Source organism: Vibrio sp. B172a (assembly GCF_030248355.1).
Taxonomy (GTDB): domain Bacteria; phylum Pseudomonadota; class Gammaproteobacteria; order Enterobacterales; family Vibrionaceae; genus Vibrio; species Vibrio owensii.
On sequence record NZ_JAHGAC010000009.1, the window covers coordinates 63,466 to 87,918 of the forward strand.

Genomic DNA, 24,453 nt, shown 5'->3' on the forward strand with positions numbered 1-24,453 from the left:
ACACCTGTTGACAATATGGTTAATTTATTAACAATCAAAACAAAGTTCGGTAAATTTAGGATGAAGGATTATGTCAAAGTTAGTGGATCGAAAATGGCAAATCTTACCGATCATTGCATTGTCTGTGTTTATGTTGGTGGGGCTTTACGGTTTTTATATGACGCTTGAGCGTTCTGTGCATGATTCAGTTCAGCGCACTACCGAGTCGTTGCTCACTGACGTTATTTATGAAATCAAGGAAGACAACCCTCACTTTGCTAGTGAGTCGGATATCGACGACTACATTGGCGATCTCACGCAAGCGGATGCGGACGCTCGTATTCAAGTGATAGATCAGCAAGGGACGGTGGTAGGCGATACCGCACTTTCTGATCGTGCTCTGATTGGATTAGAGAGTCACGGAGATCGTCCGGAGTTTATCCAGGCTTGGGAAAGCGGAGTTGGCTACGATGTGCGCTTTAGTGAAGTGCTGTCTGTTGACCTATTCTACGTTTCACGCAAGATTGAATTTGATGCTCAGGAATTTGTGGTCGTGTTGTCCGTACCTATGCATCATCTTAAAACCATGACTTCGGAGTTAATGGCAATCCTAGGTGTGATGGTTGTGTTGAGTATTGGTTTTCTTATCGCGACCTCGATCTTCAGTCATCGCCAAATTATCCATAAAGTCTCTGAAGAGCAGAAAAAGCAGGACGAGCGCATTCGTCAACGTACTCTAGAAATCGAGCTAATGCATCGCCTAGCGAATATGCTAGCAGCTTGTAACAACCTCGTCGAAGCGCAAATGGTGGTGGAAGACATCGTGCCGCGTATCCTCGGTAAAGTGAATGGCAGTATTTCCCTAATGCGCTCTTCGCGCAACCAGTTGGTTACTCAACTTGATTGGGGAGAGAGTTGGCCGGGTAGTCGTTCTTTCGCTCCGGATGAATGCTGGTCATTGCGCAAAGGTCGCAGTCACTTATCGATTGAATCTTTCCATAACCTCACGTGTGAGCACATGGCATCGGTTGAGAATAACCAGACGTTGTGTATTCCTCTGACAGCACATGGGAATACCATTGGCATTATGCATTTGTACTTTGGCCAAGGTGATATCAAAGTTGATGAGATGACCATGCAGCTTGCTTACAGTGTGGCGGAGCACCTTGGTTTGGCATTGGCTAACCTGAGCCTGCAAGAAAAACTGCGCTCGCAAGCACTGAGCGATCCGTTGACAGGTTTGTACAATCGTCGCTTCTTCGAGCAGAAGCTGACTGAACACGTGAACAACTCGGCAACCAGTGCAGAAGATATGTCTCTATTGATGCTCGATCTCGACCACTTCAAGCGATTTAACGACAACTTCGGCCATGATGCCGGTGATTACGTGCTGAAAGAGATCAGTGCATTGCTGAAGCGAACTGTGTCAGAAGATGAAACGGCGTGTCGTCTCGGTGGGGAAGAGTTAGCCGTGATTCTACCTCATTGCGATATGGCGTCTGCGACCGATTACGCGCAAAACATTGTTGACCAGATTAGAGCATTGCATCTTGAGCACAAAGGTTTGTCGTTAGGGCAGTTAAGTGTGTCGATTGGTGTTGCAACGTATCCAGAACCGGCTTCGGATATTGAGGGGTTGGTGAAGATGGCGGATAAGGCGCTGTACCTTGCGAAAGACCAAGGCCGAGATCGTGTCGTCAACTATCAGCAATACAGCGAGTTCAAAGCACCAGAGCCGGAAACGGCAGAGATTGCGTTGATTCAAAGTTGATAAAAAAATCCCTCGTCAAACGAGGGATTTTTCATTGCGTGATACTGGTTACGATAAGAAGAACTTGTAAGACGGGTTGTCTGTTTCGTCTTTGCATTGATAGCCAAGTTCGCGCAAATGCGCAGAAAACTGAGCTAAATCGCTTTCATCTAACTCGAAACCACATAAAACGCGTCCGTAGTCAGCGCCATGGTTACGGTAGTTGAACAAGCTGATATTCCAATGAGTACCGAGTGTGCTTAAGAACTTAAGTAGTGCTCCCGGATATTCTGGGAATTCAAAGCTGTAGAGGCGCTCTTTAAGCGGCTTAGACGGCTTACCACCAATCATGTAGCGCACGTGCAGTTTCGCCATTTCGTCATCAGACAGGTCAACCACAGGGTAGCCACCATCACGTAAATCATGAATGATGTTTTCTAGCTCTTCCTGACCGCCTTGCAAACGAACACCGACAAAGATATTCGCCAGCGCGTCATCATTGTAGCGGTAGTTAAACTCCGTTACGGCGCGGCCGCCAATGAGGTTACAGAACTCAAAGAATGCACCTTGACGTTCAGGAATGGTGACGGCAAGCAAACCTTCACGTTTCTCACCAAGCTCGCAACGCTCAGAAACATAACGTAAGCCATGGAAGTTAGTGTTTGCACCTGACAGCACGGTGCCTAGATTTTTACCTTGCAGTTTGTTTTGCTCAGCAAACTTCTTCAAACCCGCCAGAGCAAGTGCGCCCGAAGGCTCAGCAATGGCGCGAGTGTCTTCAAAGATATCTTTTACTGCTGCGCAGATTTCATCGCTAGAGACTGCAATATGGCCATCAATGTACTTTTGGCATAGACGGAAAGTCTCTTCGCCAATGCGTTTTACAGCGACGCCATCGGCAAACATGCTGACTTGGTCTAGTACTACTGGCTCACCAGCATCCAAAGCAGCTTTAAGGCATGACGAATCTTCTGGCTCGACTGCAATCACTTTGATTTCTGGCATGAGCTGCTTCACAAGTACCGCAACACCCGCAGCCAAACCGCCACCACCGACAGGGACGAAAATGTAATCGAGGTGACCATTTTGCTGCAGCATTTCCATGCCGATAGTGCCTTGACCTGCAATCACCAGTGGATGATCGAAGGGAGGAACAAAGGTGTACCCGTTTAACTCGGATAGACGCTCTGCCTCGGCTTTTGCCTCATCAAAGTTACTGCCGTGCAACACCACGTTGCCACCAAAGCCACGTACCGCATCGACTTTGATGTCTGGTGTGGTTTTTGGCATCACGATAGTGGTCTTGATGCCTAGCTTAGTACCAGAAAGCGCCATGCCTTGAGCGTGGTTACCTGCAGATGCAGCGATGACACCTGCGGCTTTTTGCTCTTCAGACAGGCTTGCCACCATGTTGTATGCACCGCGCAATTTGAACGAGTGCACGGGTTGGCGATCTTCGCGCTTGATTTGCACATTGTTGCCAATACGAGCAGCAAGGCGAGGCATTTCTTGCAAAGGAGTGACTGTTGCGACTTCATACACAGGAGCACGCAAGATCTGGCGCAGATAATCTGCACCAGATTGATTTTCCTGTTTTAAGGGAAAGGGTTGACTCATAAAGCTAGCCCTCGAGCTTAGATTTGTCTCGTACTGCACCTTTGTCAGCACTGGTCGCCATACTTGCGTAAGCTTTGAGTGCAAATGAAACTTCGCGTTGGCGGTCTACCGGTTTCCAGCCTAACTCATCTTGTTTCGCACGGCGCTCTGCAAGTTCTTGTTCAGACACTTGAAGTGAAATTGAACGGTTTGGAATATCAATCGCAATAATGTCGCCTTGCTTCACCAAGCCAATCGCACCGCCGTTTGCTGCTTCAGGAGAGGCGTGGCCGATAGACAGGCCAGATGTACCGCCAGAGAAACGGCCGTCAGTCAGAAGTGCACACTCTTTGCCAAGGCCCATTGATTTTAGGTAAGTGGTTGGGTACAGCATTTCTTGCATGCCCGGGCCACCTTTAGGACCTTCGTAGCGGATAATTACTACGTCGCCAGCTTTTACTTTGCCACCCAAGATACCTTCTACGGCGTCTTCTTGGCTTTCAAATACTACGGCTGGGCCAGTGAACTTATGGATGCTCTCATCAACACCAGCTGTCTTAACGATACAACCATCTAATGCGATGTTGCCTGATAGAACGGCTAGGCCACCTTCTTGGCTAAAGGCATTTTCTTTGGTGCGAATACAACCTTCTGCTCGGTCGTCATCAAGGCGATCCCAGCGGCAGTCTTGTGAGAACGCTTGAGTGGTTCGAATACCCGCTGGGCCTGCGCGGTAGAACTTAAGTACTTCTTCGTCTTCAGTTTGGATGATGTCGTATTTCGCTAGCTGCTCTTTCATCGAAAGGCCAAGTACGGTGCGCGCATCATTGTGCAGTAGACCTGCTCGGTCTAGCTCACCAAGAATCGCCATTACGCCACCAGCGCGGTGTACGTCTTCCATGTGATATTTCTGGGTAGATGGTGCCACTTTACACAAGTGCGGTACTTGGCGAGACAGACGGTCGATATCTTCCATATCGAAATCCACTTCGCCTTCTTGCGCTGCAGCCAATAGGTGCAAAATGGTGTTGGTCGAGCCACCCATTGCAATATCCAGCGCCATCGCGTTTTCGAACGCATCAAACGTAGCGATGTTGCGAGGTAGGGCCGATTCGTCATCTTGCTCGTAGTAACGACGAGTCAGTTCAACGATGCGACGACCTGCATTAAGGAACAGTTGTTCACGGTCAGCGTGCGTTGCCAGCATAGAACCGTTACCCGGCTGAGAAAGACCCAGTGCTTCCGTTAGACAGTTCATTGAGTTTGCAGTGAACATGCCTGAACACGATCCACACGTTGGGCATGCGCTGCGTTCGATCTGCTCACTTTGCTCGTCAGACACTTTTGGATCCGCACCTTGGATCATTGCATCAACAAGGTCTAGTTTGATGATCTGATCAGAAAGCTTGGTTTTACCCGCTTCCATTGGACCACCAGAAACAAAGATAACAGGGATGTTAAGACGCATAGATGCCATCAACATTCCCGGAGTGATTTTGTCACAGTTAGAGATACATACCATGGCATCGGCACAGTGCGCGTTGACCATATATTCTACTGAGTCTGCGATCAGTTCGCGTGAAGGCAGTGAGTACAGCATGCCGCCGTGACCCATTGCGATACCATCATCAACCGCGATGGTGTTGAATTCTTTTGCGATGCCGCCGGCTTTTTCGATTTCACGTGCTACAAGCTGACCCATGTCTTTTAGGTGTACGTGACCCGGAACAAATTGAGTAAACGAGTTTACGACGGCGATGATTGGTTTACCGAAGTCTTCTTCTTTCACACCCGTTGCACGCCATAGTGCTCGTGCACCCGCCATGTTACGACCATGTGTTGTGGTTGCTGATCTATATTTTGGCATTTCCTAATCCTTCTTACTTCTGTTCTGGGTACACATAGTCTAACCAGCCCCACTTATCTTCCGTAGTGCCGTTAAATAGGCCAAAGTAGGCCGCTTGTAGTTCTTTAGTGATTGGGCCGCGTTTACCGGTGCCCACTTCAATTTTGTCGATAGTTGCTACTGGTACAACTTCAGCTGCGGTACCTGTCATAAAGACTTCATCGGCAAGGTAAAGCGCTTCACGTGCAATATTAGCTTCACGCACTTCATAACCTTTATCGCGTGCAATAGTCATGATCGAATCACGAGTGATGCCCGGAAGAATGGCACTGGTTGCTGGTGGTGTAGTGATCACGCCGTCTTTGATAACAAAGATGTTTTCACCGGCGCCTTCCGATAAGTAGCCATCTACGCTCAGTGCGATACCTTCGTCATAGCCGTGACGACGAGCCTCACCACCAACGAGCAATGAAGATAGGTAGTTACCGCCTGCTTTAGCTGCAGTTGGGATGGTGTTAGGCGCAGCTCGATTCCAGCTCGAGATCATGGCATCAACACCAGCTTCTAGCGCTTCTTCACCTAGGTAAGAGCCCCAAGGGAATGCAGCAATGATCAGGTCCATCTCAGTACCAACAGGTGGGCACACGCCCAAGCCAACATTACCGACAAAACCCAATGGACGAATGTAAGCGCTGTCGAGTTTGTTCTGGCGAAGGGTTTCGCGTGTTGCTTCCATGATTTCTTCCACTGTGTATGGAATTGGGAAGCGGTAAATCTTGGCAGAGTCTTTTAAACGTTGTGCATGCTCACGGTGACGGAAGACAATTGGTCCTTTTGGCGTGTTGTAGCAGCGTACGCCTTCAAATACAGAGGTGCCGTAGTGCATCGCGTGAGTCAGGACGTGCACGTTCGCCTCTGCCCACGGAACCATCTCGCCATTAAACCAAATGAAATCTGCAGTTTTCGTTGCCATTTATTGCCTTCCTTATGCACTCACGTGTTGTTGTAAGTTGTGATTTGGGAGTTCATCGTTGCGGATCTTAAGTACCTCAACGGTGCGAATGTCCCACAACTTCTCAATTTGATTGACCAAAAACGAGATAGGTCGATCGCTGTCGACGATGATCTCTACGCTAGCTACTCTGCTTTCGTGGTTTTGGGTAGCCGCGACTTGTTTGATCACAAAGCCTCGGTGACGAATCACACGAAGAACGCGCTCCAACAATACCGGTTTATCGTCGGCTTTGATGTCGAGTAAATATCTGTCCATGCGATTGTCTCCTAAGTGTTTTCCAACATATCACTGTTTGATGCACCAGGTGGTACAAGTGGCCACACGTTTTCTTCTTCGTCGATTAAAACGTGAAGCATGTAAGAAGTCTTACTTTCTAGCATCTCTTTGAGAGCCGGTTCGACTTCTTCTTTCTTGGTGATGGTTTTGCCCGGGATATCGAACGCTTTGGCAAGCATTACGAAGTCTGGGTTGTCATCAAGAATGGTTTCGCTGTGGCGGCCGTCAAAGAACAGCGACTGCCATTGGCGAACCATGCCAAGACGTTGGTTGTTAAGAAGGACAATCTTTACTGGAATCTGACGACGCTTCAGCGTGCCTAATTCCTGCACGTTCATCATAAATGAACCGTCACCTGTAATAAGGATAGACTGATCGTCAGGACGTGCGACAGCGGCACCCATTGCTGCTGGCAAGCCGAAGCCCATGGTGCCAAGACCAGCAGAGGTGATGAAGTTTTGTGGATCACGCGGCTGGATGTGTTGCGCTGCCCACATCTGATGCTGGCCGACGTCAGTCGAGACAATTGAGCTATCCGGCATCATGTCAGACAGTTGCTTAAGTAATAGCGGTGCGTAGATCAATTCGCCTGGATGGTCGTAGCGCCATTTAAATCCGCTACGCAGGCTCTCACTGTGATGTACCCAAGGAGTGATATCTTGAGTCAGCTCTAATTGAGGAAGAATCTTGCTGATTTCGCCACGCAGTGGTGCATTGGCGTGGCGAAGCTTATGGATTTCAGCCGCATCGATGTCGATATGGATTACTTTCGCATGCGGTGCAAACGTGTCGAGCTTGCCTGTCACGCGGTCATCAAAACGTGCTCCAACTACAATCAAAAGGTCACATTCTTGAACCACAAGGTTTGCGGCTTTGGTGCCATGCATGCCCAGCATGCCTAAGTAGTGCGGGTCGTGGCGTTCAATGGTGCCCAAACCTTTTAGCGTGCTTACCGCTGGCATTGGGTTTAAACGTAGGAATTCGCGTACTGAGTCTGTCGCTTTGGCAATCTGTACGCCACCACCGACGTATAGAACTGGTCGAGTTGAAGCGGCAAGCACTTCTTGAGCGCGCTGGATATCAGCATCAGTAACTAAAGGTGCAGCTGGTGGAACAAAAGGAGGCAGTAATTCGGTTGGCGCTTGTGCAAGCTGAACGTCTTTGGCGATATCAACAATCACCGGGCCAGGTCGACCTGTTTTTGCTACTTCGAACGCTTCGGCTAGCGTTGGGGCAAGGTCTTCAATTTCAGTCACTAGATAACTGTGCTTGGTACAGGCAAGAGACATTCCGATCACATCCATTTCTTGGAACGCGTCGGTACCGATATGAGAGCTAGCAACCTGACCTGTGATGGCTACTAGAGGAACGGAATCGAGGAAGGCGTCGGCAAGGCCAGTAACAAGGTTGGTGGCGCCCGGGCCGGAAGTGGCCATACAAACGGCAACATCTTGCGTCGCTCGAGCCATCCCGATGGCGGCCATTGCAGCCCCTTGTTCATGACGGCATAAGATGTGCTCTACACCTCCGTCATACAACGCATCGTAGATTGGCATGATGGCTCCACCAGGATACCCAAACACCGTCTCGATGCCTTGCTGTCTTAAAGCGGCTACGACTAGTTCTGCACCGGTCATCGTAAACCTCCTTTGCTACGTTGTGGCTCGTAGCTATCGCCATGTGTTTTGCACTTCATGTGCACTCCCATTCTTCCCGTTAAGCTGTCTAAGAGTTAGACAGATGACAACTTGTAGTTGTAAAAAAACCCCCGGACTTCTCAGTGCGGGGGTTTTTTGTAATTTGTGGTTATCTTTCGCCCACAATCCCCCGCGCGGTGCCAATAATGACCACGATAATCAGGGCTAGCAGTGAGTTGATGTGAGCGAATAAGTTCATCTGTCTGTCGTTCTGTTTTCGTTAATAAGTATTGTGTAATGTTCTACGAAAATGTTTGCGTCACTAGTGGTAACACACAAATCTGCTGCATGACAAGCAAAAAGTCATTCTTTTTTCACATTAAGTACCAATCTGGACAGGCTATATAACATATCCATATAGAAAACATCTGGTTATATAACGTACAAAAATTTGAGGAAATTATGGGGCTGGCAATCATTCATAGTCGAGCAAGTGTGGGTGTGCAAGCGCCGTCGGTAAGCGTGGAAGTCCACATCAGTAATGGGATGCCGGGCTTTACGCTAGTGGGTCTACCGGAAACGACAGTAAAAGAATCGAAAGATCGCGTCCGCAGTGCGATCGTCAATTCCAACTTTCAATTCCCTGCCAAGCGAATTACGGTAAATTTGGCACCTGCGGATCTGCCCAAAGAAGGTGGACGCTTCGATCTGCCAATTGCATTAGGAATTTTGGCAGCTTCAGAACAAATCGCGACAGATAAGCTCAAAAATTACGAATTTGTTGGTGAATTAGCCCTTTCTGGTGGATTAAGAGCTGTAAAAGGTGTGCTGCCCGCTGCGTTGGCTGCGAATAAAAAACAGCGCCGTTTAGTGGTGCCTCATGCCAATGGTGATCAAGCGGCATTAGTGGGTAAAGAGCAGCATAAATCAGCCCAATCGTTACTGGAAGTGTGTGCCGAACTTTGCGGTCAGCATCAATTGAATTTGTATCAAACGCCCAAGAAGAAAGAGCTCAAAGCACACGGTCGTGACTTGCAGGATATCATTGGTCAGCAGCAGGGAAAGCGCGCTTTAGAAATTGCGGCAGCTGGCAATCACAACCTGCTTTTCCTTGGCCCTCCAGGCACTGGCAAAACCATGTTGGCCTCTCGATTATGCGATTTGTTACCTGAGATGAGTGATGAAGAGGCGATGGAAACGGCTTCTGTGGCGTCACTGACTCAAAGTGAAATCAATGAACACAATTGGAAGACGCGGCCGTTTCGTGCCCCGCATCATTCCAGCTCCATGGCGGCTTTAGTTGGTGGTGGATCTGTGCCGAGACCGGGCGAAATCTCTCTAGCGCACAATGGGTTACTGTTCCTCGATGAGATGCCTGAGTTTGACCGTAAGGTGCTCGACTCTTTACGTGAGCCATTGGAGTCTGGTGAAATCATTATCTCTCGCGCGCAGGGGAAAACCCGCTTTCCAGCTCGATTCCAATTGGTTGGCGCATTAAATCCAAGCCCGACAGGGTATTACGAGGGCAATCAAGCTCGGACAAACCCGCAAGCCATCCTGCGTTACCTTGGTCGGTTATCAGGCCCGCTTCTTGACCGCTTTGATATGTCGCTTGAGATTCCCGCATTGCCAAAAGGCACACTTGCTGAAGGGGGAGATCGAGGAGAGCCTACCGCTATCGTTAAACAAAGAGTCAATCAGGCCAGAGAAAGCATGGTGAAACGCAGTGGTAAAGTGAACGCGTTATTGGGAAGTCGAGAGATTGAAGCCTTTTGCCCGCTGCAAAAAAGCGACGCTGAGTTTTTAGAAAATGCGCTGCATCGCCTTGGATTATCGATTCGCGCGTATCACCGCATCATCAAAGTTGCGCGCACTATCGCTGATCTGGAAGGTTCACCACAAATTGAACGAACGCATCTGGCAGAAGCTTTGGGTTATCGAGCAATGGATAGACTGCTCAAGCAGTTGACGGCTCAAGCGGTATAAGGAGTACACAAATCGCAGTGAGCGGTTTTGCTCACTGCGATTAACGTGTCTAGAAGTCGTAGTTCAAACCGACAGACAGTAGGTATTCTTTCTCATCGTAGAAGGTGATGTTGGAATCGTTGTTCCCGTAACCTGCCAGAGAGATGAGTGACCAGTTTTGCCAATCGAATACGTTCTTGTACTCGTAGGCCGCAAACAAGCTGAGCTTACCGTCATCACGTGTCTTATCGAATGTGTCACTGGCTGCTTCGTAGTTTTTCAGCGTGTAGCCTGCCGTAACTGCAAAACGATGGCGATTCACGAACTGGAACCAACTTAATTCGAATCGGTAAGAGTCGAAGGATTCCGCTTCACCATCTGCATCTTGATAGACATAAGTAAATGCAGGTTGCAGCATCGACGTGCGGCTAAGCGGGATACGGTAGTCGCCTTTGATGTGGTAGATCTTTGCATCACGCAGCAAAGATGAATCGGTCACGGTATCTTTTTCTACGTCTTTATCTGCGTACGCCAAATCAAGATTAAAGTTGTCGTCTAAGAAGCGATTGATTTGGAGACGAAACGCATTGCCGCCCTCATCGGTGGTTTTTCTCGACTGTCCCGTTAAGTACGGATCTTGCCAAGTTTCTCCCTCCAAGATGGTCGGTAAGTAGGAAAAGTCTAGCACAGTGCCCGAAGCCAGTTGGTATTTGTAACCAAGTTGGAAGGCGAGAGTACCGATCGCGATATCGGAACGAGTGGTACCGGCATACACTTGGTGATTGAGTTTGTTACCAAAGGTATACGCTGCGCTGCCTAGCGGGGCGACGATAAAAGATTCATCACTTTCGGCACGCTGATTCAATGACGTGATAGTGCTGTTGCTGTCTGTATTGAAGTTGGATTCTGATGAGACGAAGCCTGCGTTCAACGAAATCTCACCGCTAAAACCTGCTGTTTCTGCAAGTTGAGCTTGTGCTGAACTGACGATAAAGGCCAAAGGCAGTAAGGTTAGCCTTGGATTCATTCGCGTTCTCCTTGTTTGTCGAATGAAAGATGTTATTTGAGCGTTGGTCCAGTTTTACAGTGAAACAAATCTGACCATTCTTACAAATGTTTCAATGTGGCAACGGATTCGTATAATTACACGCTGTTTTATTACTCACGCGCTATAGTTACTGATTGGTTACCATGTTGGCATATTTGTTACTCATTTTTAACGCTTCTTTTGTGATTATAAATTCTGCGGTTTGTTCCATCGCAATTTGTATCATCGCCATTTTTAAGCTGTTGCTTCCAACTGCGAAGCTCAAAGCCAAAGGCACCGAGGCTGCCAACAAAATGATGTGGGTGTGGGCAACGGTCAACGCCGGTATTCTTGCGCTCTCTAATCGCGTTGAATGGGACGTTCAAGGCGGTGAAAACCTGAAGAAAGATGGCTGGTACTTACTGATCAGTAATCATCTTAGTTGGACTGACATTGTTGTACTGTGTTGCGTGTTTAAAGATCGCATTCCGATGCCAAAATTTTTCCTCAAGCAGCAGCTATTATATGTGCCTTTTATCGGAATGGCATGTTGGGCGTTAGATATGCCGTTCATGCGTCGCTATTCGCGAGAGTATTTGCTTCGTAATCCAGACAAACGTGGGCAAGATCTGCAAACCACGCGCCGTTCATGTGCCAAATTTAAACATACACCAACCACAGTGGTGAACTATGTAGAGGGCACACGCTTTACTCAAGATAAGCAGCGTAAGAGCCGAGCGGGTTATCAACATTTGTTACAACCTAAATCTGGTGGTATTGCTTATACGTTAGCGGCCATGGGGGAGCAGTTTGAGAACATCATCGATGTGACCTTAGCGTACCCAGAAAACACCAATAAACCCTTTAAAGATATGCTGATGGGGCGTATGACTAAAATTGTGGTGCGAGTGAAGGTTCTGCCAGTTGATGAGCGAGTGTTGGGTGATTACTTCAATGACAAACCATACAAACGCCAGTTTCAACAATGGTTAGGCGATGTGTGGCAAGAGAAAGACCAAGTGTTGCAAGAGATTCATAAATAAAAAGGGGAGCAATGTGCTCCCCTTTTTCATGATAGTCTGAATTACTTCAGTGTCAGCAAGTAGTTCACTAGCGCAAAGTACTCGTCAGTAGACTTAATGCCCTGTGCTTGAACTAGGTATTTGTTGTTAACGATAACCGCTGGAACACCAGTTAGGCCGCTGTTTTCAAATTGCTTGTCCATACGGCGAACCATTGAATCAACCGCGAAGCCTTTGAATGCAGCATCGAATTTCTTCGCATCTACGCCTTCATCTAGGAAGATTTGACGAAGTTCTGCATCGTCACGTGGTGCTTTACGCATGTTGTGAATGCGGTTAAACATCACTGGTACCATCTTGTCTTCAATTTTAAGTGCAACCATGGTCGCGTAAGCTTTGCTCATTGAAGGACCCATGTTGCCACCCATGAATGACACGTGGTTCTTTTGCAGTTTCACACCTTCAGGTAGCTGCTTCTTCAGTTGCTGAATGATCGGCTCGAAAGAATGACAGTGTGGGCAGTAGAAAGAGAAGAACTCAGTCACTACAGGCTTTTTCGATGCCTCTAGATCCAATACTTTGTAATGTTCACCTTCTTTGAATTGCGCTGCATGTGCCGACAGGCTTAGCATCAGCATAGAAAACAGTGCGAACAGCTTTTTCATTTAATTATCTCCATTTTGAATTGTTCGGCCTGACTTACCATTGAGGCATTAAAGATAGCGGTGCTTCTTCTAAGTTGGCAATCTGCTCTTTAAATGCAAGGACCTGACCTTCCCAGTATTTTGGCTCATTAAACCATGGAAAAGCGAGCGGAAATGCCGGGTCGTGCCAACGTTTTGCTAGCCATGCCATATAGTGCACCATTCGTAGACCGCGAAGTGGTTCGATTAGTTTCAATTCTGCCGAGTTAAAATCGCAAAACTCTTGGTAACCTTCTAAAACAATATCTAATTGCATTAGCTTGTCTTGGCGCTCGCCATTGAGCAGCATCCATAAGTCTTGTACCGCTGGGCCATTACGTGAGTCATCCAAATCGACAAACATTGGGCCATCGCGCCATAAGATGTTCCCCGGATGGCAATCGCCGTGCAGACGAATCGTGCTGAAGCCTTCTTGCCAGTGACTTTCAATCGATTTAATCAGCATATCCAAATCATTGAAGAAGCTGTTCTCCAAATGCATCGGAATCATGTTGGCGTTTTGCAGAATCTCTCTTGGTTGATAGAGGTATTCTTGCAAGCCTATGGTTGGTCTGTGTTGAAAGGCTTGGCGGCTACCGACTTTGTGGATGCGGCCAAGGAAACGACCCACGCCTTCGAGCTGATCTAAGTTGTCGACTTCATACTGACGGCCACCCACGCTCTCAAACAAAGCAAAACCGTAGCCTTGGTAATGATGCAAAGTATGACCATTAATGCGAACGGGTGGAGCGACAGGAATTTCGTTTTCGATCAATTCAAGCGTGAAATCATGCTCTTCTTGAATCTGCTCGTTGCTCCAACGTTCAGGGCGGTAGAACTTCACCACGTAGCGCTGACGCTCTTCGTCTGTGAATTGGTAAACGCGGTTTTCGTAGCTGTTGAGTGCTAGAAACCCCGATTCTGCTCGAATGCCGATGCTCTCTAGCGCGTACCACATAAAGTCAGGCGTGAGGGCATCAAAGTTGAAAGTACCTTGGGACATATAAATAAAAAGGCTCATTACTGAGCCTTTTTCCATTGGTCATCGAAGTTATAGCTTCTTGATAAATCGGCTTTCCACTTCAATGGTGAATTCGTTGCTCTTATCGGTGAGTATAAACTGAATTGTCGTGATCGCAGAGTCTAGCTTGTCAGGATCTGCGCCAAGGCTCATTGGTAAGTTCAATACCTCTCCTGGTTCAACTTGAATGGTTTGTTTGCCATACCAGCTAACATCACTCAAACCTTCGACGTTCAAGTCGTACTCTTGAACTTGTTGGGTCTTGTTGATCACTTTTAAGGTATAGGTGTTTTCTACTTCGCCAGAGCTGTTTACTCGGAACAATTGGTTACGGTCACGCAGTACGCTCATGCCAGCTGGATCAACCGATGCCACTTGTAGGAAGAACAGGCCAATCATTACTAAGAGCACTGCGCCATAGCCAAGCAGTTTCGGACGCATGACTTTGGTGCTCTTACCTGAGAGGCGATGTTCGGTGGTGTAGTTGATCAGACCTTTCTCGTAACCCATGCGCTCCATAGTGTTGTCACACGCATCAATACATGCACCACAGTTGATACACTCATATTGCAAGCCATCACGAATATCGATGCCGGTCGGACATACCTGAACACACAAGTCACAATCGATACAGTCACCTAAACCAAGCTGCTTTGGATCAGCTTTACGTGAACGAGGGCCACGTTTTTCACCACGTTTGGTGTCGTAGCCCACGATGAAGGTGTCTTTGTCGAACATCGCCGATTGGAAACGCGCGTAAGGACACATGTGAATACACATGATAGAGCGCATCCAGCCTGCATTGCCGTAGGTACAAATGGCAAAGAACATCACCCAAAAGACTGGCCAGAAGTTGGCATTAAAGGTGAAGAAGTCGATAACCAGCTGCTTCATCGGCACGAAATAACCGACAAAGGTGAAGCCAGTGGCGAGGGCTATCGCAAACCATGCTATGTGCTTGAGGGTTTTGCGCATCGCTAAATTGGCCGTCAGTTTATTGGAGTCCTGCTTACGGCGTTTATTAGCACTGCCTTCGAGCTTTTCCTCAAACCAAATATAAATGAAGGTCCACACGGTTTGCGGGCATAAGTAGCCACACCAAACCCGTCCCAAGAAGGTGGTGATAAAGAACAACCCAAACGCGGCTATTACAAACAGCAATGCGAGTAGGGTAAGGTCTTGTGGATACAGCGTTGTGCCGAAAAAGTTGAACTGCTGGTTACCGATGTCCAGCAAAATGGCTTGGCGCTCGCCGTAAGGAATCCATGGAACCAATGCAAACAACAGCAACAAAAACCAACCGCCATAACGACGCAGTTTTTGAAACGTGCCTTTACTCTCACGTACATAGATTCGATTACTTGGGTTGAAACGATCCCCGTTCCCTTTGTGGGTTTTCGGGTTAAAGGTTTTTGGAGTCACATCTTTGATATCAATCTTATCCTGACTCATGCACTCATCCTTCTTTAGGCTTTCTTATAATGTACGGTGACATTTCTAATGATGTCACTCGATGACATTGCTGCTTCGCCCATATCATTATTCATGACTGGACATAATTATTTTAGTAAATACTGATGAACGGCGATTATACAATCAATAACAATTCCGTTTCTTTAACGCAGTCAACGTTTAACAACAAAAGTCAGTACAGTTAACCTGATAAATGACTGAACAGTTATAAATACCTTTTTGAACTGTTTGATTTAGTTATAAAAAAAGCGACTCAAATGAGTCGCTTATCAATGCTTGGGTGTTGAGCGGTTTACTTGATGATACCGCGTGCGCGTAGGATCGCTGTTTTGAAATCATCTTCTTGGTCTTTCTTAAGACCTGGGATCATTTCATCTTTGCCGCTGTTGCGCATTTTTAGGTGGTAGATCAGCACGTCGTCGGTGAGGTCTTCCAGTTTACCCTCGTAACCCGCTTCGTTTGCCAGTTTCATGATGAACTGTAGCAGGTTCATTTCTTGGTCTTTATGCCACTCTGGCTCTAGTAGCTCAAGCAGCTCTTCAATACGATGACACTTCATTTCTTTCTCCACAGAATTTATAGGTGTTATTTGCTACTAAAGGTATCAAATTGCTTGGCGAACACCAAATAGGAAAGGGCGGAGAGAAAAGAAAAAAGCGCGGTGATTGCCGCGCTTTTTAATTAAGCTGCTTTGATAACTTTGTTTGGAACACTTGGCACAATCGCTGTCTTCTCAACCAGAGTCATTGCTGGCGCAACTAGTTTTGCCTTTGGCGCAGTAGTAAAACCACTGCGACGGCGCATTGCACTACGATTTGTATGTGCGAACCTGACTGTTGTTGGGCGCATTTAGATACCTAACTGCCAGGCATATCCATTGCCGATGTAATGGCCTAACTCACTATGAGTTGAGCTTCAACTGCTTGAAGGGTGGCTCTTCTGGCTCTCGCCAATCCAAATAATGAATCAGGAATAACGATATGCATGCATATCATGTATAGGTTAGCACTCCTGTCATAATTGGTCGATAGTTGAGCAGTTGAATTGTATGGAATTTATGGTTTTCTGTGCGAATTCGAGACGAAAATTTGTTTTGATCCCATGATCAGCAGTAGTAGTATGAGATCTCTACCAAGGAGGTGCATATGTCATTTTTGAAGAAGACACTTGCGAGTTTTGGGATCGGCAGTGCTAAGGTCGATTCGATCCTAAACCAAGACGTGCTGTTTCCCGGTCAGAGTGTGGATGTTTCTATCCACGTTTATGGCGGAGCGACCGAACAAGCGATCGATAACATCGATCTCAAGCTGTGTTGCCGTTATATCGCGGAAGCGCCAGACGATCGCGGAGCAAGAGAAGGGCACAGCATGCGACGCGTACCCCAAACGCATGTTCTGGCAAAGTGGAACCTCCCATACGCATTTACTATCCATCCCGGCGAAGATCGAACCTTCGAAGTTAAACTCGATGTGCCGTGGAATACCCCTGTCACCATCGGTGATGCCAAAGTCTGGTTAGAAACGGGTTTGGACGTTGCGATGGCACTCGATCCTACCGACAAAGACATTCTCACCGTTAGACCTGACCCACTTATGGATGCCGTTTTGTCTGCTTTTGAATCGCAAGGTTTGCGCATTCGCCAAGTAGAGTGCGAAGAAGTTAAAGGCTTCGACCTACCATTTGTACAAGAGTTTGAAATGGTGCCAACCGATGGCCCATATCATGGCGTATGGCGAGAGTTGGAATTTGTTGCTCACCGCGACGAGGAGAACCTCAAACTGTGGTTTGAAGTGGACCGCACCCGCAGCGGAGCAAGTGGCATGCTGGCAAGCTTACTCGGGAGTGGCAAACTAAAACGCGAACTGAGCATTTCTGTGAACACGAAACTGGATGACGTTGGTCCATTAATCCTTAATTACCTCGAACAAACCACAGCTGCACACGAGTCTTAATTTAAGCTTACACGTGTACGCTTAATGTGCCATACTAGAGTGAATATTCAAAACTCTAGTATAGGCACGTTCATGTCCTCACCTCAGAAAGCACAATACAGTCAGGGCGAAGAACTGGCCAACTCCATTACCCATGGTATCGGAATGATTTTCGGTATTGTTGGCTTGGTACTACTATTGATTAAAGCTGTCGACCACCAAGCTGATGCGTTAACCATTACCAGTATGGCGATCTATGGTTCTAGCATGATTGTCCTGTTTCTGGCCTCTACGCTCTACCATGCGATCCCATATCCAAAAGCTAAGCGTTGGCTGAAAACCTTCGACCACTGCGCCATCTACCTTCTGATTGCCGGTAGCTACACACCGTTTCTATTGGTGAGTTTGCGCACCCCATTGGCGATTGGGCTGATGATTGTGATTTGGACCATCGCGCTGATCGGCATCATCATGAAAGTCGCGTTTGTCTATCGATTCAAAAAATTGTCTTTGATGACGTATCTGGTGATGGGCTGGTTATCGTTGATCGTGATTTACCAACTGGCGATAAATCTGGATATTGGTGGTTTGACGCTTTTAGCTGCAGGAGGATTGGTGTATTCGATCGGGGTGATTTTCTACGTTGCCAAGCGAATCCCATTTAATCACGCAATTTGGCACGGCTTTGTGTTGGCGGGTTGTGTGTGTCACTTCTTCGCGATTTATTACTTTGTCGAGCCTATCTAACTGATAGAGATAAACCCGACAAAGCATGTCTTATCGTATTAGCGAGTTTTCACTTCTAATACTTCTGCTGAGAACTGGTATTGCTGCGACTGTGGTACTGCCAGTTTAATCGCTTTACCTTGCTCGGCCTGTTGTGGGCGAAGGTAGGTATCTGCCATGCGTTTGATAGATTGCCAAACCGTGATGTTTTCTTTCGCCAATTGTTTGCCAGCCATATCGAATACCTGTACTTCCACTTCTACCTGAATCACCGATTGTGAGCTTTGGTTCGTGATAGAAGTAGGGAGGATCAGTTCACCATCCTCGTAGCTTGCCGAGCCAATCAATACATCCACACCAGAATCAGATAGCTGCATGGTTGGTTTCTTCGCGTTTACAACAACGGTGGTACCGACTTTCTTGTTCACAACTGGAATCGTCGCCATCTTCGTTGTTTCAGGGGCTGATGTTGCCACGGCTTCAACGGCGGTAGTTGAGGCTACGACAGCCGCCGCTTCTACTGCTTCAACTTTCTCGAGTGTTGTCTCTGTGGCTTTTGGTGTGGCCTTTTTCACGACATATTCCCACGTGAAGTCGTCGTTCAGTTTTACTTCGCGTCCATCCGCCAGTTTCACAACTTCGGCTGCGTAAGCCGATGAAGAGGCGAGTAGGGTCGCCAGAGTGATCCATGTTTTCATTGTTATACCTTTTATTTGAGTCTGTTTAACGGCGCCAAAACGCAGGGAAGAACAGTACAAGAATAGTCAGAATTTCCAGACGGCCCATCAACATACCAAAGCTTAGCAGCCACTTAGCTGCGTCTGGTAAAGGTGCAAAGTTACCAGTTGGGCCAATCACGCTGCCCATACCCGGACCTACGTTCGCTACCGCAGTAATGGAACCAGAAATACTGGTCACAGGGTCTAGGCCAAGTGCACTTAAGCAGCCTGCAATAAAGATGATGGTGATAAAAAACATCAAACCAAATGCCACCACAGAACGAACAATATCGTCATTCACTGGGCGTTGGTTGTAGCGTTGAACGAACACACCAGATGGGTGAATCAGCTTCATGATTTGCTTGTTAAGCAGCGTCATCGCGATCTGGAAACGGAAGATTTTAATCCCGCCAGAGGTTGAGCCCGAACAAGCTCCCGCCATCATTAAGAAAGCAAACAGCGTGGTAGGTAGAGCGCCCCATGCGGTGAAGTCTTCTAGACCAAACCCAGTTGTCGTCACCACCGATACGATGTTGAACATTGAAACGCGCAGTGCATCCAAAATGGTGTAACCATCGCGAATCACCAACCAAGCAGAAACCACTAAGCTAGAGAATAAGAACAAGTAGGCAAAACCGCGTACTTGAGCATCTCTAATTAATACTTCGACACTGCGCTTGCGTAGCGCGGCAACAAACAACAGAAATGGCAGGCCACCAAGGAACATAAAGGTGGTTGCGACCCAGTGCGCACCATTAGAGAAGTGGTTCATCGAACCGTCAGATGTTGAGTATCCGCCCGTAGACAGGGTTGTGAAGGCGTGGTTGATCGCTTCAAACAGGTTCATGCCAGTCAGCAAATAACCCACAATACACAAGCCTGTCAGCATCAAGTACACCAATACGATGTTCTTCGCGACGGTTTTGGCTCTCGGGCTGCTCTTATCAGACCAATCAGACGATTCGGTTTGGAATAGCTTCATACCACCAACGTTAAGCATCGGTAGGATAGCTACCGCCATTACGATAAAGCCAATACCACCCAACCACTGCAAGATGGAACGCCACAACAAGATACTCGGCGCCATGTTGTCTAAACCACTAAGTACAGTAGAGCCTGTGGTGGTGATGCCAGACATAGTTTCGAAGTAGGCGTCGGTAAAGCTAATGTGGTTGATAAACACAAACGGCAATGCAGCAAACGCACTGGCGATGGTCCATACCAAACTGGTGATGAGGAACATGTCACGCACACTGAGTTTGAACTTAGCGGTTCGGCCAATCGTCAAACAGATGAATGCGGCTAGGTGGGTGATCACAACGGCTTGGGCGAAATCGAGGAATCCGCCCGTACCAGTGAAAAACGCGACCAAAGTCGGCACGTACATAAAAAGGGCCAGTTTGGATAAAACCAGCCCGATAACAAACAGTACGGGACGTAAGTTGACCATAGGAAAATCCTAGAGGAAGAATGGACTCGGCTGGAACAGCGCTTCGACGTCTGGTACGTACTTTTTGTCGACCAGGAACATCACGACGTGGTCATCTTGTTCGATGACGGTACGATCGTGTGCGATAAGAACTTCTTCGCCACGAACGATAGCACCAATGGTGGTTCCTGGTGGGAGTTTGATATCGCCAATCGCGCGACCGACCACTTTCGATGTGGTTTCGTCACCGTGCGCAACGGCTTCGATGGCTTCTGCCGCGCCACGACGCAGAGAAGATACGTTAACGATGTCAGCACGACGAACGTGCGTGAGTAGAGCAGAAATCGTCGCTTGCTGTGGTGAGATCGCCACATCAATCACGCCGCCTTGTACTAGGTCGACATAAGCGCCGCGCTGGATCAGCACCATCACTTTCTTCGCGCCCATGCGTTTTGCCAACATCGCTGACATGATGTTGGTTTCATCCTCGTTGGTTAACGCGATGAACACATCTACTTGGTCGATGTTTTCTTCGGTCAGCAGTTCTTGATCCGCAGCATCACCACAGAAGACGATGGTGTTTTCTAGCTGCTCAGACAGTTTTTCTGCACGCTGATAGTTACGCTCAATCAACTTCACACTGTAAGCTTGCTCAAGACGTTTTGCTAAGCTGGCACCGATGTTACCACCACCGACAATCATGATGCGGCGGTAAGGTTTCTCAAGGCGCTGAAGTTCACTCATTACCGAGCGAATGTGGTTACTTGCTGCAACAAAGAAGACTTCATCATCGGCTTCTATGATGGTGGTGCCTTGTGGGCGAATAGGGCGACCTTGACGGAAAATCGCAGCAACACGAGTATCGATGTGTGGCATGTGTTCACGCAGAGCGGATAGAGCGTTACCCACTAGCGGGCCACCATAGTAGGCTTTTACTGCAACTAGGCTGACTTTTTGCTCGGCAAAGCTGACTACTTGCAATGCGCCAGGGTATTGGATAAGGCGTTCGATGTAGCTGGTTACCAGCTCTTCTGGTGCGATAAGGTGATCGACAGGGATTGCACCAGATTTGAATAGTGCTTCTTTTTCTGCCAGATACTCTGGAGAACGAATACGTGCAACACGGTTTGGGGTATTGTACAGAGTGAAGGCAACCTGACACGCGGCCATATTGGTCTCATCGGTGTTGGTCACCGCAACTAGCATGTCGGCGTCTTGCGCACCGGCTTCACGCAACACATCTGGGTGACTCGCGTGACCATTAACAACACGAAGATCGTACTTGTCTTGCAACTCTCGCAGTCGGTCGCCATTTTTGTCGACGATGGTGATGTCGTTATTCTCACCAACGAGGTTTTCTGCCAATGTGCCGCCAACCTGACCAGCACCAAGAATAATGATTTTCATACTCTTTACTCGTTATCTGAAAAAGGCGATTGAATTCGCTTCAATCGCCCTATTTAGCATGCTGTTACGCGTGTTTTTTCGTTAGCACTGCGTAGTAGAAACCATCCATATCTTCTTCACCTGGTAGAATCTGACGACCAGGTTGTTCGGGATCAGAATCCACTAGTTGCGCATCCGCAGTACGTGCTAAGAATGCTTTTACTTGCTCCACGTTTTCTTGTGGTGTGATTGAGCAAGTCGCGTAAACCATGGTGCCGCCCGGTTTCAGTTGCGTCCACATTGCATCAAAAATTTCGCTCTGTAGTTCCGCAAGTGCGGCAATATCATCAGCACGACGTAGCCATTTGATGTCTGGGTGACGACGAATTACGCCCGTTGCAGAACATGGTGCGTCCAGCAAAATGCGATCAAATTGTTCGCCTTGCCACCATTCTTGAGGATTACGCGCATCGCCGCAAACCACTTTTGCCTGAAGGTTGAGACGCTTCAGGTTTTCGTGCACACGTTTAAGGCGTGTGTCGTCGCAGTCAATGGCTACCACTTCGCTGCCAGACGTACGCTCAAGAATGTGCGCCGTCTTACCGCCCGGTGCTGCACAGCAGTCTAGGATCAGCTCGCCATCTTTTGGTTCAAGATAATTAATCGACAGCTGTGCTGCCGCATCTTGCACCGATACCCAACCTTTTTCAAAGCCTGGCAGTTTCATCACATCGCATGGCGCGGCCAATTTTAGGGCGTCCATTGCTTGTGTGTGTGGCGTGCTATCAATGTTTTCATTTTTGAGCAGCGTTAGGTATTCATCACGAGTGTGGTGCTGGTGGTTTACACGCAGCCACATTGGCGCTTTTTGGTTGTTGGCTTCAACAATGCTTTCCCACTGCTCTGGGTAAGCTTCTTGCAGCAGTTTAAGTAACCAGCTTGGGTGCCCATACTTGCCCGCATTGTTGCTGACCGCCATTTGGTCTAGTTCTTCTTGGTTGCGCTGGTAGTTACGCAATACCGCGTTGATAAGACCGCGTAGACGAGGACCTTTCAGCTCTTTGGTACCTTCAACCGTTTCACCGACTGCAGCGTGCGCAGGAATACGCATGAAGCTTAGTTGATAAATGCCAACCAAAATAAGGTGATGGAAAACGCGTTGTTTGCCTTTTAACGGCTTATCCATCAATTGGTTTGCAATCATTTCTAGGCGAGGGAGGTAACGTAGAGCGCCGTAACAGATCTCTTGTAGAAGAGCGTGGTCACGTGGTCGTACGTTTTGTTGAGCCGCTGGAAGAGCGCTTGAAAGTGAGTGGCCCTTGTCGACGACAAGATACAAGACGTTGGCAGCCGCAGCGCGAACATTCATGATGAGTACCTTAAAGTAAAGGAGGGCATCTCTGCCCTCTAAAAGTTCGTATTATTGGTCTTTGACACTATTGTCTGGCTTTTTAAACCAGTTGGGTGCCAACTTCAAACCAAGATGCACGTGAGTTCAAAATATCTTGAACTGACATGGCTTTTTTACCCGGAACTTGCAGTTGTTCCAGTACCAGTGTGCCATTGCCTGTCGCAACATAAATGCCGGTTTTATCTGCTTGCACAATAGTGCCCGCTGGCTTGTCACTGGTTTGTTCCGCCACACGGCTTTGCCATACTTTGATGCTGTTTTCAGCCGCTTCAAAGTGGCTCATTGGCCATGGGTTGAATGCGCGAACGCAACGCTCAATGTGTGCCGCGTCGTCATTCCAATTAATGCGTGCTTCTTCTTTGCTTAGCTTCTTCGCGTAGTTTGCAAGCTCGTCATCTTGCTTCACTGGCTCAGCTTTACCTGTTGCGATGTCTGCTAGGCAGTCAATCAGAGCATCAGGGCCTAAGCCTGCAAGTTTTTCGTACATAGATGCGCTGGTGTCACTTGCTTCAATCGGCAATGTTGCGATTTTCAGCATGTCACCTGTATCCAAACCAATGTCCATCTGCATGATGGTTACACCTGTTTCTGCATCACCAGCCCAAATTGAGCGTTGGATAGGAGCTGCACCACGCCAGCGAGGAAGAATCGAACCGTGCACGTTAATACAGCCCAATTTAGGCGTATCTAGCACGACTTGTGGAAGCAATAGACCGTAAGCCACAACCACCATGATGTCGGCGTTCAGATCAGCAAGCTCTTGCTTGGCTTCATCTGATTTGAAGTTTTCTGGCTGGTATACCGGAATATCGTGCTCAAGCGCGATGGTTTTCACTGGGCTGGCAGTAAGCTTCTTACCACGACCTGCTGGGCGGTCTGGTTGAGTGTATACCGCAATTACTTCGTGCTCCGAAGACAACAACGCCGCCAAGTGACGGGCGGCGAAATCCGGAGTACCTGCAAAGACAATTCGTAAAGACTGACTCAAGGTAGGCTTCCTTCTAATTAAATTGTATCGAGATTAAGCGTTTTGCTGTTTCTCGTTAAAGCGTTTGATTTTCGCTAGCTTGTCTTGAATACGCTTACGCTTAAGTGGCGATAGGTAATCAACGAACAGTTTACCCATTAGGTGGTCTAGTTCGTGTTGAACGCAGATTGCTAGCAGATCGTCAGCGTCAAATGTGTATTCTTTGCCGTCGCGATCTAGGGCTTTAACCGTAACTTCAGCAGCGCGAGGCACAAGTGCGCGAGCACCTGGTACCGATAGACAGCCTTCTTCGATGCCGTCTTCGCCACGCTTTTCCAGAATCTCTGGGTTGATAAGCACCATCGGCTCATCGCGAGTCTCTGAAATATCGATAACTACGATACGTTTGTGGACATCAACCTGCGTTGCCGCAAGGCCAATACCTTCTTCGTCGTACATGGTTTCAATCATGTCATCGACGATTTTTTGAATCTCAGGTGTCACCTCTTCTACAGGTTTTGCAACGGTACGCAGGCGATCATCTGGGAATGTTAATACTTGTAATACAGACATATTCACTCGAAATATTGAACT

Annotated in this window: 22 protein-coding genes; 5 read left to right on the forward strand and 17 right to left on the reverse strand. The window is 47.9% G+C overall.

Translation table 11 applies throughout. The annotated features are described in order from the left end of the window. Nucleotides 1-70: 70 nt before the first annotated feature. A complete protein-coding gene (locus KIT90_RS12920) occupies nucleotides 71-1,750 on the forward strand; it encodes a sensor domain-containing diguanylate cyclase (RefSeq protein ID WP_285377001.1) in 1,680 nt (559 codons plus the stop codon). A gap of 48 nt (nucleotides 1,751-1,798) precedes the next feature. On the opposite strand, the gene ilvA is transcribed toward KIT90_RS12920, so the two are convergent. The 5 genes from ilvA to ilvG are packed head-to-tail and all read right to left on the reverse strand — an operon-like array spanning nucleotide 1,799 to nucleotide 8,099. Then, a complete protein-coding gene (ilvA, locus tag KIT90_RS12925; RefSeq protein WP_005440790.1) occupies nucleotides 1,799-3,346 on the reverse strand; it encodes a threonine ammonia-lyase, biosynthetic in 1,548 nt (515 codons plus the stop codon). A 4-nt stretch (nucleotides 3,347-3,350) separates the two neighbouring features. Further along, nucleotides 3,351-5,192 carry a dihydroxy-acid dehydratase gene (gene ilvD, locus KIT90_RS12930; RefSeq protein WP_039840085.1) on the reverse strand — a complete coding sequence of 614 codons (1,842 nt, stop codon included), beginning with the start codon at nucleotides 5,190-5,192 and terminating at the stop codon, nucleotides 3,351-3,353. A gap of 13 nt (nucleotides 5,193-5,205) precedes the next feature. Further along, nucleotides 5,206-6,144 (reverse strand): branched-chain-amino-acid transaminase, encoded by a 939-nt coding sequence (gene ilvE / locus KIT90_RS12935; RefSeq protein ID WP_009708024.1) that lies wholly within the window; start codon nucleotides 6,142-6,144, stop codon nucleotides 5,206-5,208. A 12-nt stretch (nucleotides 6,145-6,156) separates the two neighbouring features. Then, a complete protein-coding gene (gene ilvM / locus KIT90_RS12940) occupies nucleotides 6,157-6,441 on the reverse strand; it encodes an acetolactate synthase 2 small subunit (RefSeq protein ID WP_285377002.1) in 285 nt (94 codons plus the stop codon). A gap of 11 nt (nucleotides 6,442-6,452) precedes the next feature. Then, complete coding sequence (gene ilvG / locus KIT90_RS12945) at nucleotides 6,453-8,099, reverse strand: acetolactate synthase 2 catalytic subunit (RefSeq protein WP_138955612.1); 1,647 nt, start codon at nucleotides 8,097-8,099, stop codon at nucleotides 6,453-6,455. A 462-nt stretch (nucleotides 8,100-8,561) separates the two neighbouring features. On the opposite strand from ilvG, the gene KIT90_RS12950 reads away from it, so the two are divergent. Continuing rightward, entirely contained in the window at nucleotides 8,562-10,085 is a 1,524-nt protein-coding gene (locus KIT90_RS12950) for a YifB family Mg chelatase-like AAA ATPase (RefSeq protein ID WP_285377004.1), read from the forward strand. 49 nt (nucleotides 10,086-10,134) lie between these two features. On the opposite strand, the gene KIT90_RS12955 is transcribed toward KIT90_RS12950, so the two are convergent. Then, nucleotides 10,135-11,091 carry a DUF2860 domain-containing protein gene (locus tag KIT90_RS12955; protein WP_009708022.1) on the reverse strand — a complete coding sequence of 319 codons (957 nt, stop codon included), beginning with the start codon at nucleotides 11,089-11,091 and terminating at the stop codon, nucleotides 10,135-10,137. 164 nt (nucleotides 11,092-11,255) lie between these two features. Between KIT90_RS12955 and KIT90_RS12960 the strand changes: the two genes are divergently transcribed. Next, a complete protein-coding gene (locus KIT90_RS12960) occupies nucleotides 11,256-12,134 on the forward strand; it encodes an acyltransferase (protein WP_005440777.1) in 879 nt (292 codons plus the stop codon). 41 nt (nucleotides 12,135-12,175) lie between these two features. On the opposite strand, the gene KIT90_RS12965 is transcribed toward KIT90_RS12960, so the two are convergent. From KIT90_RS12965 to KIT90_RS12985, 5 genes are all read right to left on the reverse strand, one after another. Continuing rightward, entirely contained in the window at nucleotides 12,176-12,778 is a 603-nt protein-coding gene (locus KIT90_RS12965; RefSeq protein WP_005440776.1) for a thiol:disulfide interchange protein DsbA/DsbL, read from the reverse strand. Between the two features lie 34 nt (nucleotides 12,779-12,812). Continuing rightward, nucleotides 12,813-13,799, reverse strand: a complete 987-nt coding sequence (locus tag KIT90_RS12970; protein WP_199481036.1) for a serine/threonine protein kinase — start codon at nucleotides 13,797-13,799, stop codon at nucleotides 12,813-12,815. Nucleotides 13,800-13,847: 48 nt separating this feature from the next. After that, complete coding sequence (gene ccoG, locus KIT90_RS12975; protein ID WP_039987210.1) at nucleotides 13,848-15,269, reverse strand: cytochrome c oxidase accessory protein CcoG; 1,422 nt, start codon at nucleotides 15,267-15,269, stop codon at nucleotides 13,848-13,850. A gap of 313 nt (nucleotides 15,270-15,582) precedes the next feature. Next, nucleotides 15,583-15,849, reverse strand: a complete 267-nt coding sequence (locus tag KIT90_RS12980; RefSeq protein WP_005429763.1) for a YihD family protein — start codon at nucleotides 15,847-15,849, stop codon at nucleotides 15,583-15,585. Nucleotides 15,850-15,971: 122 nt separating this feature from the next. Continuing rightward, on the reverse strand, nucleotides 15,972-16,139 hold the full coding sequence (locus tag KIT90_RS12985) for a hypothetical protein (protein ID WP_020196731.1): 168 nt from the start codon (nucleotides 16,137-16,139) through the stop codon (nucleotides 15,972-15,974). 296 nt (nucleotides 16,140-16,435) lie between these two features. On the opposite strand from KIT90_RS12985, the gene KIT90_RS12990 reads away from it, so the two are divergent. Both KIT90_RS12990 and KIT90_RS12995 read left to right on the forward strand, forming a co-directional pair. Then, the gene (locus KIT90_RS12990; protein WP_285377009.1) at nucleotides 16,436-17,242 is read left to right on the forward strand and encodes a sporulation protein; all 807 of its coding nucleotides are present in this window, start codon (nucleotides 16,436-16,438) and stop codon (nucleotides 17,240-17,242) included. 72 nt (nucleotides 17,243-17,314) lie between these two features. Then, nucleotides 17,315-17,968, forward strand: coding sequence for a hemolysin III family protein (locus tag KIT90_RS12995; protein ID WP_020196733.1), 654 nt, complete (start codon nucleotides 17,315-17,317; stop codon nucleotides 17,966-17,968). A 38-nt stretch (nucleotides 17,969-18,006) separates the two neighbouring features. On the opposite strand, the gene KIT90_RS13000 is transcribed toward KIT90_RS12995, so the two are convergent. From KIT90_RS13000 to def, 6 genes are all read right to left on the reverse strand, one after another. Next, nucleotides 18,007-18,645, reverse strand: a complete 639-nt coding sequence (locus tag KIT90_RS13000) for a DUF3157 family protein (RefSeq protein ID WP_285377011.1) — start codon at nucleotides 18,643-18,645, stop codon at nucleotides 18,007-18,009. 25 nt (nucleotides 18,646-18,670) lie between these two features. After that, nucleotides 18,671-20,116, reverse strand: coding sequence for a TrkH family potassium uptake protein (locus tag KIT90_RS13005; RefSeq protein ID WP_005440768.1), 1,446 nt, complete (start codon nucleotides 20,114-20,116; stop codon nucleotides 18,671-18,673). A gap of 9 nt (nucleotides 20,117-20,125) precedes the next feature. Further along, nucleotides 20,126-21,502, reverse strand: coding sequence for a Trk system potassium transporter TrkA (gene trkA, locus KIT90_RS13010; protein WP_005440765.1), 1,377 nt, complete (start codon nucleotides 21,500-21,502; stop codon nucleotides 20,126-20,128). Nucleotides 21,503-21,566: 64 nt separating this feature from the next. Then, on the reverse strand, nucleotides 21,567-22,850 hold the full coding sequence (rsmB, locus tag KIT90_RS13015; protein ID WP_020196736.1) for a 16S rRNA (cytosine(967)-C(5))-methyltransferase RsmB: 1,284 nt from the start codon (nucleotides 22,848-22,850) through the stop codon (nucleotides 21,567-21,569). Nucleotides 22,851-22,932: 82 nt separating this feature from the next. Next, on the reverse strand, nucleotides 22,933-23,880 hold the full coding sequence (gene fmt, locus KIT90_RS13020) for a methionyl-tRNA formyltransferase (protein WP_038896195.1): 948 nt from the start codon (nucleotides 23,878-23,880) through the stop codon (nucleotides 22,933-22,935). 33 nt (nucleotides 23,881-23,913) lie between these two features. Further along, entirely contained in the window at nucleotides 23,914-24,432 is a 519-nt protein-coding gene (gene def, locus KIT90_RS13025; protein WP_033006323.1) for a peptide deformylase, read from the reverse strand. Nucleotides 24,433-24,453 lie beyond the last annotated feature (21 nt).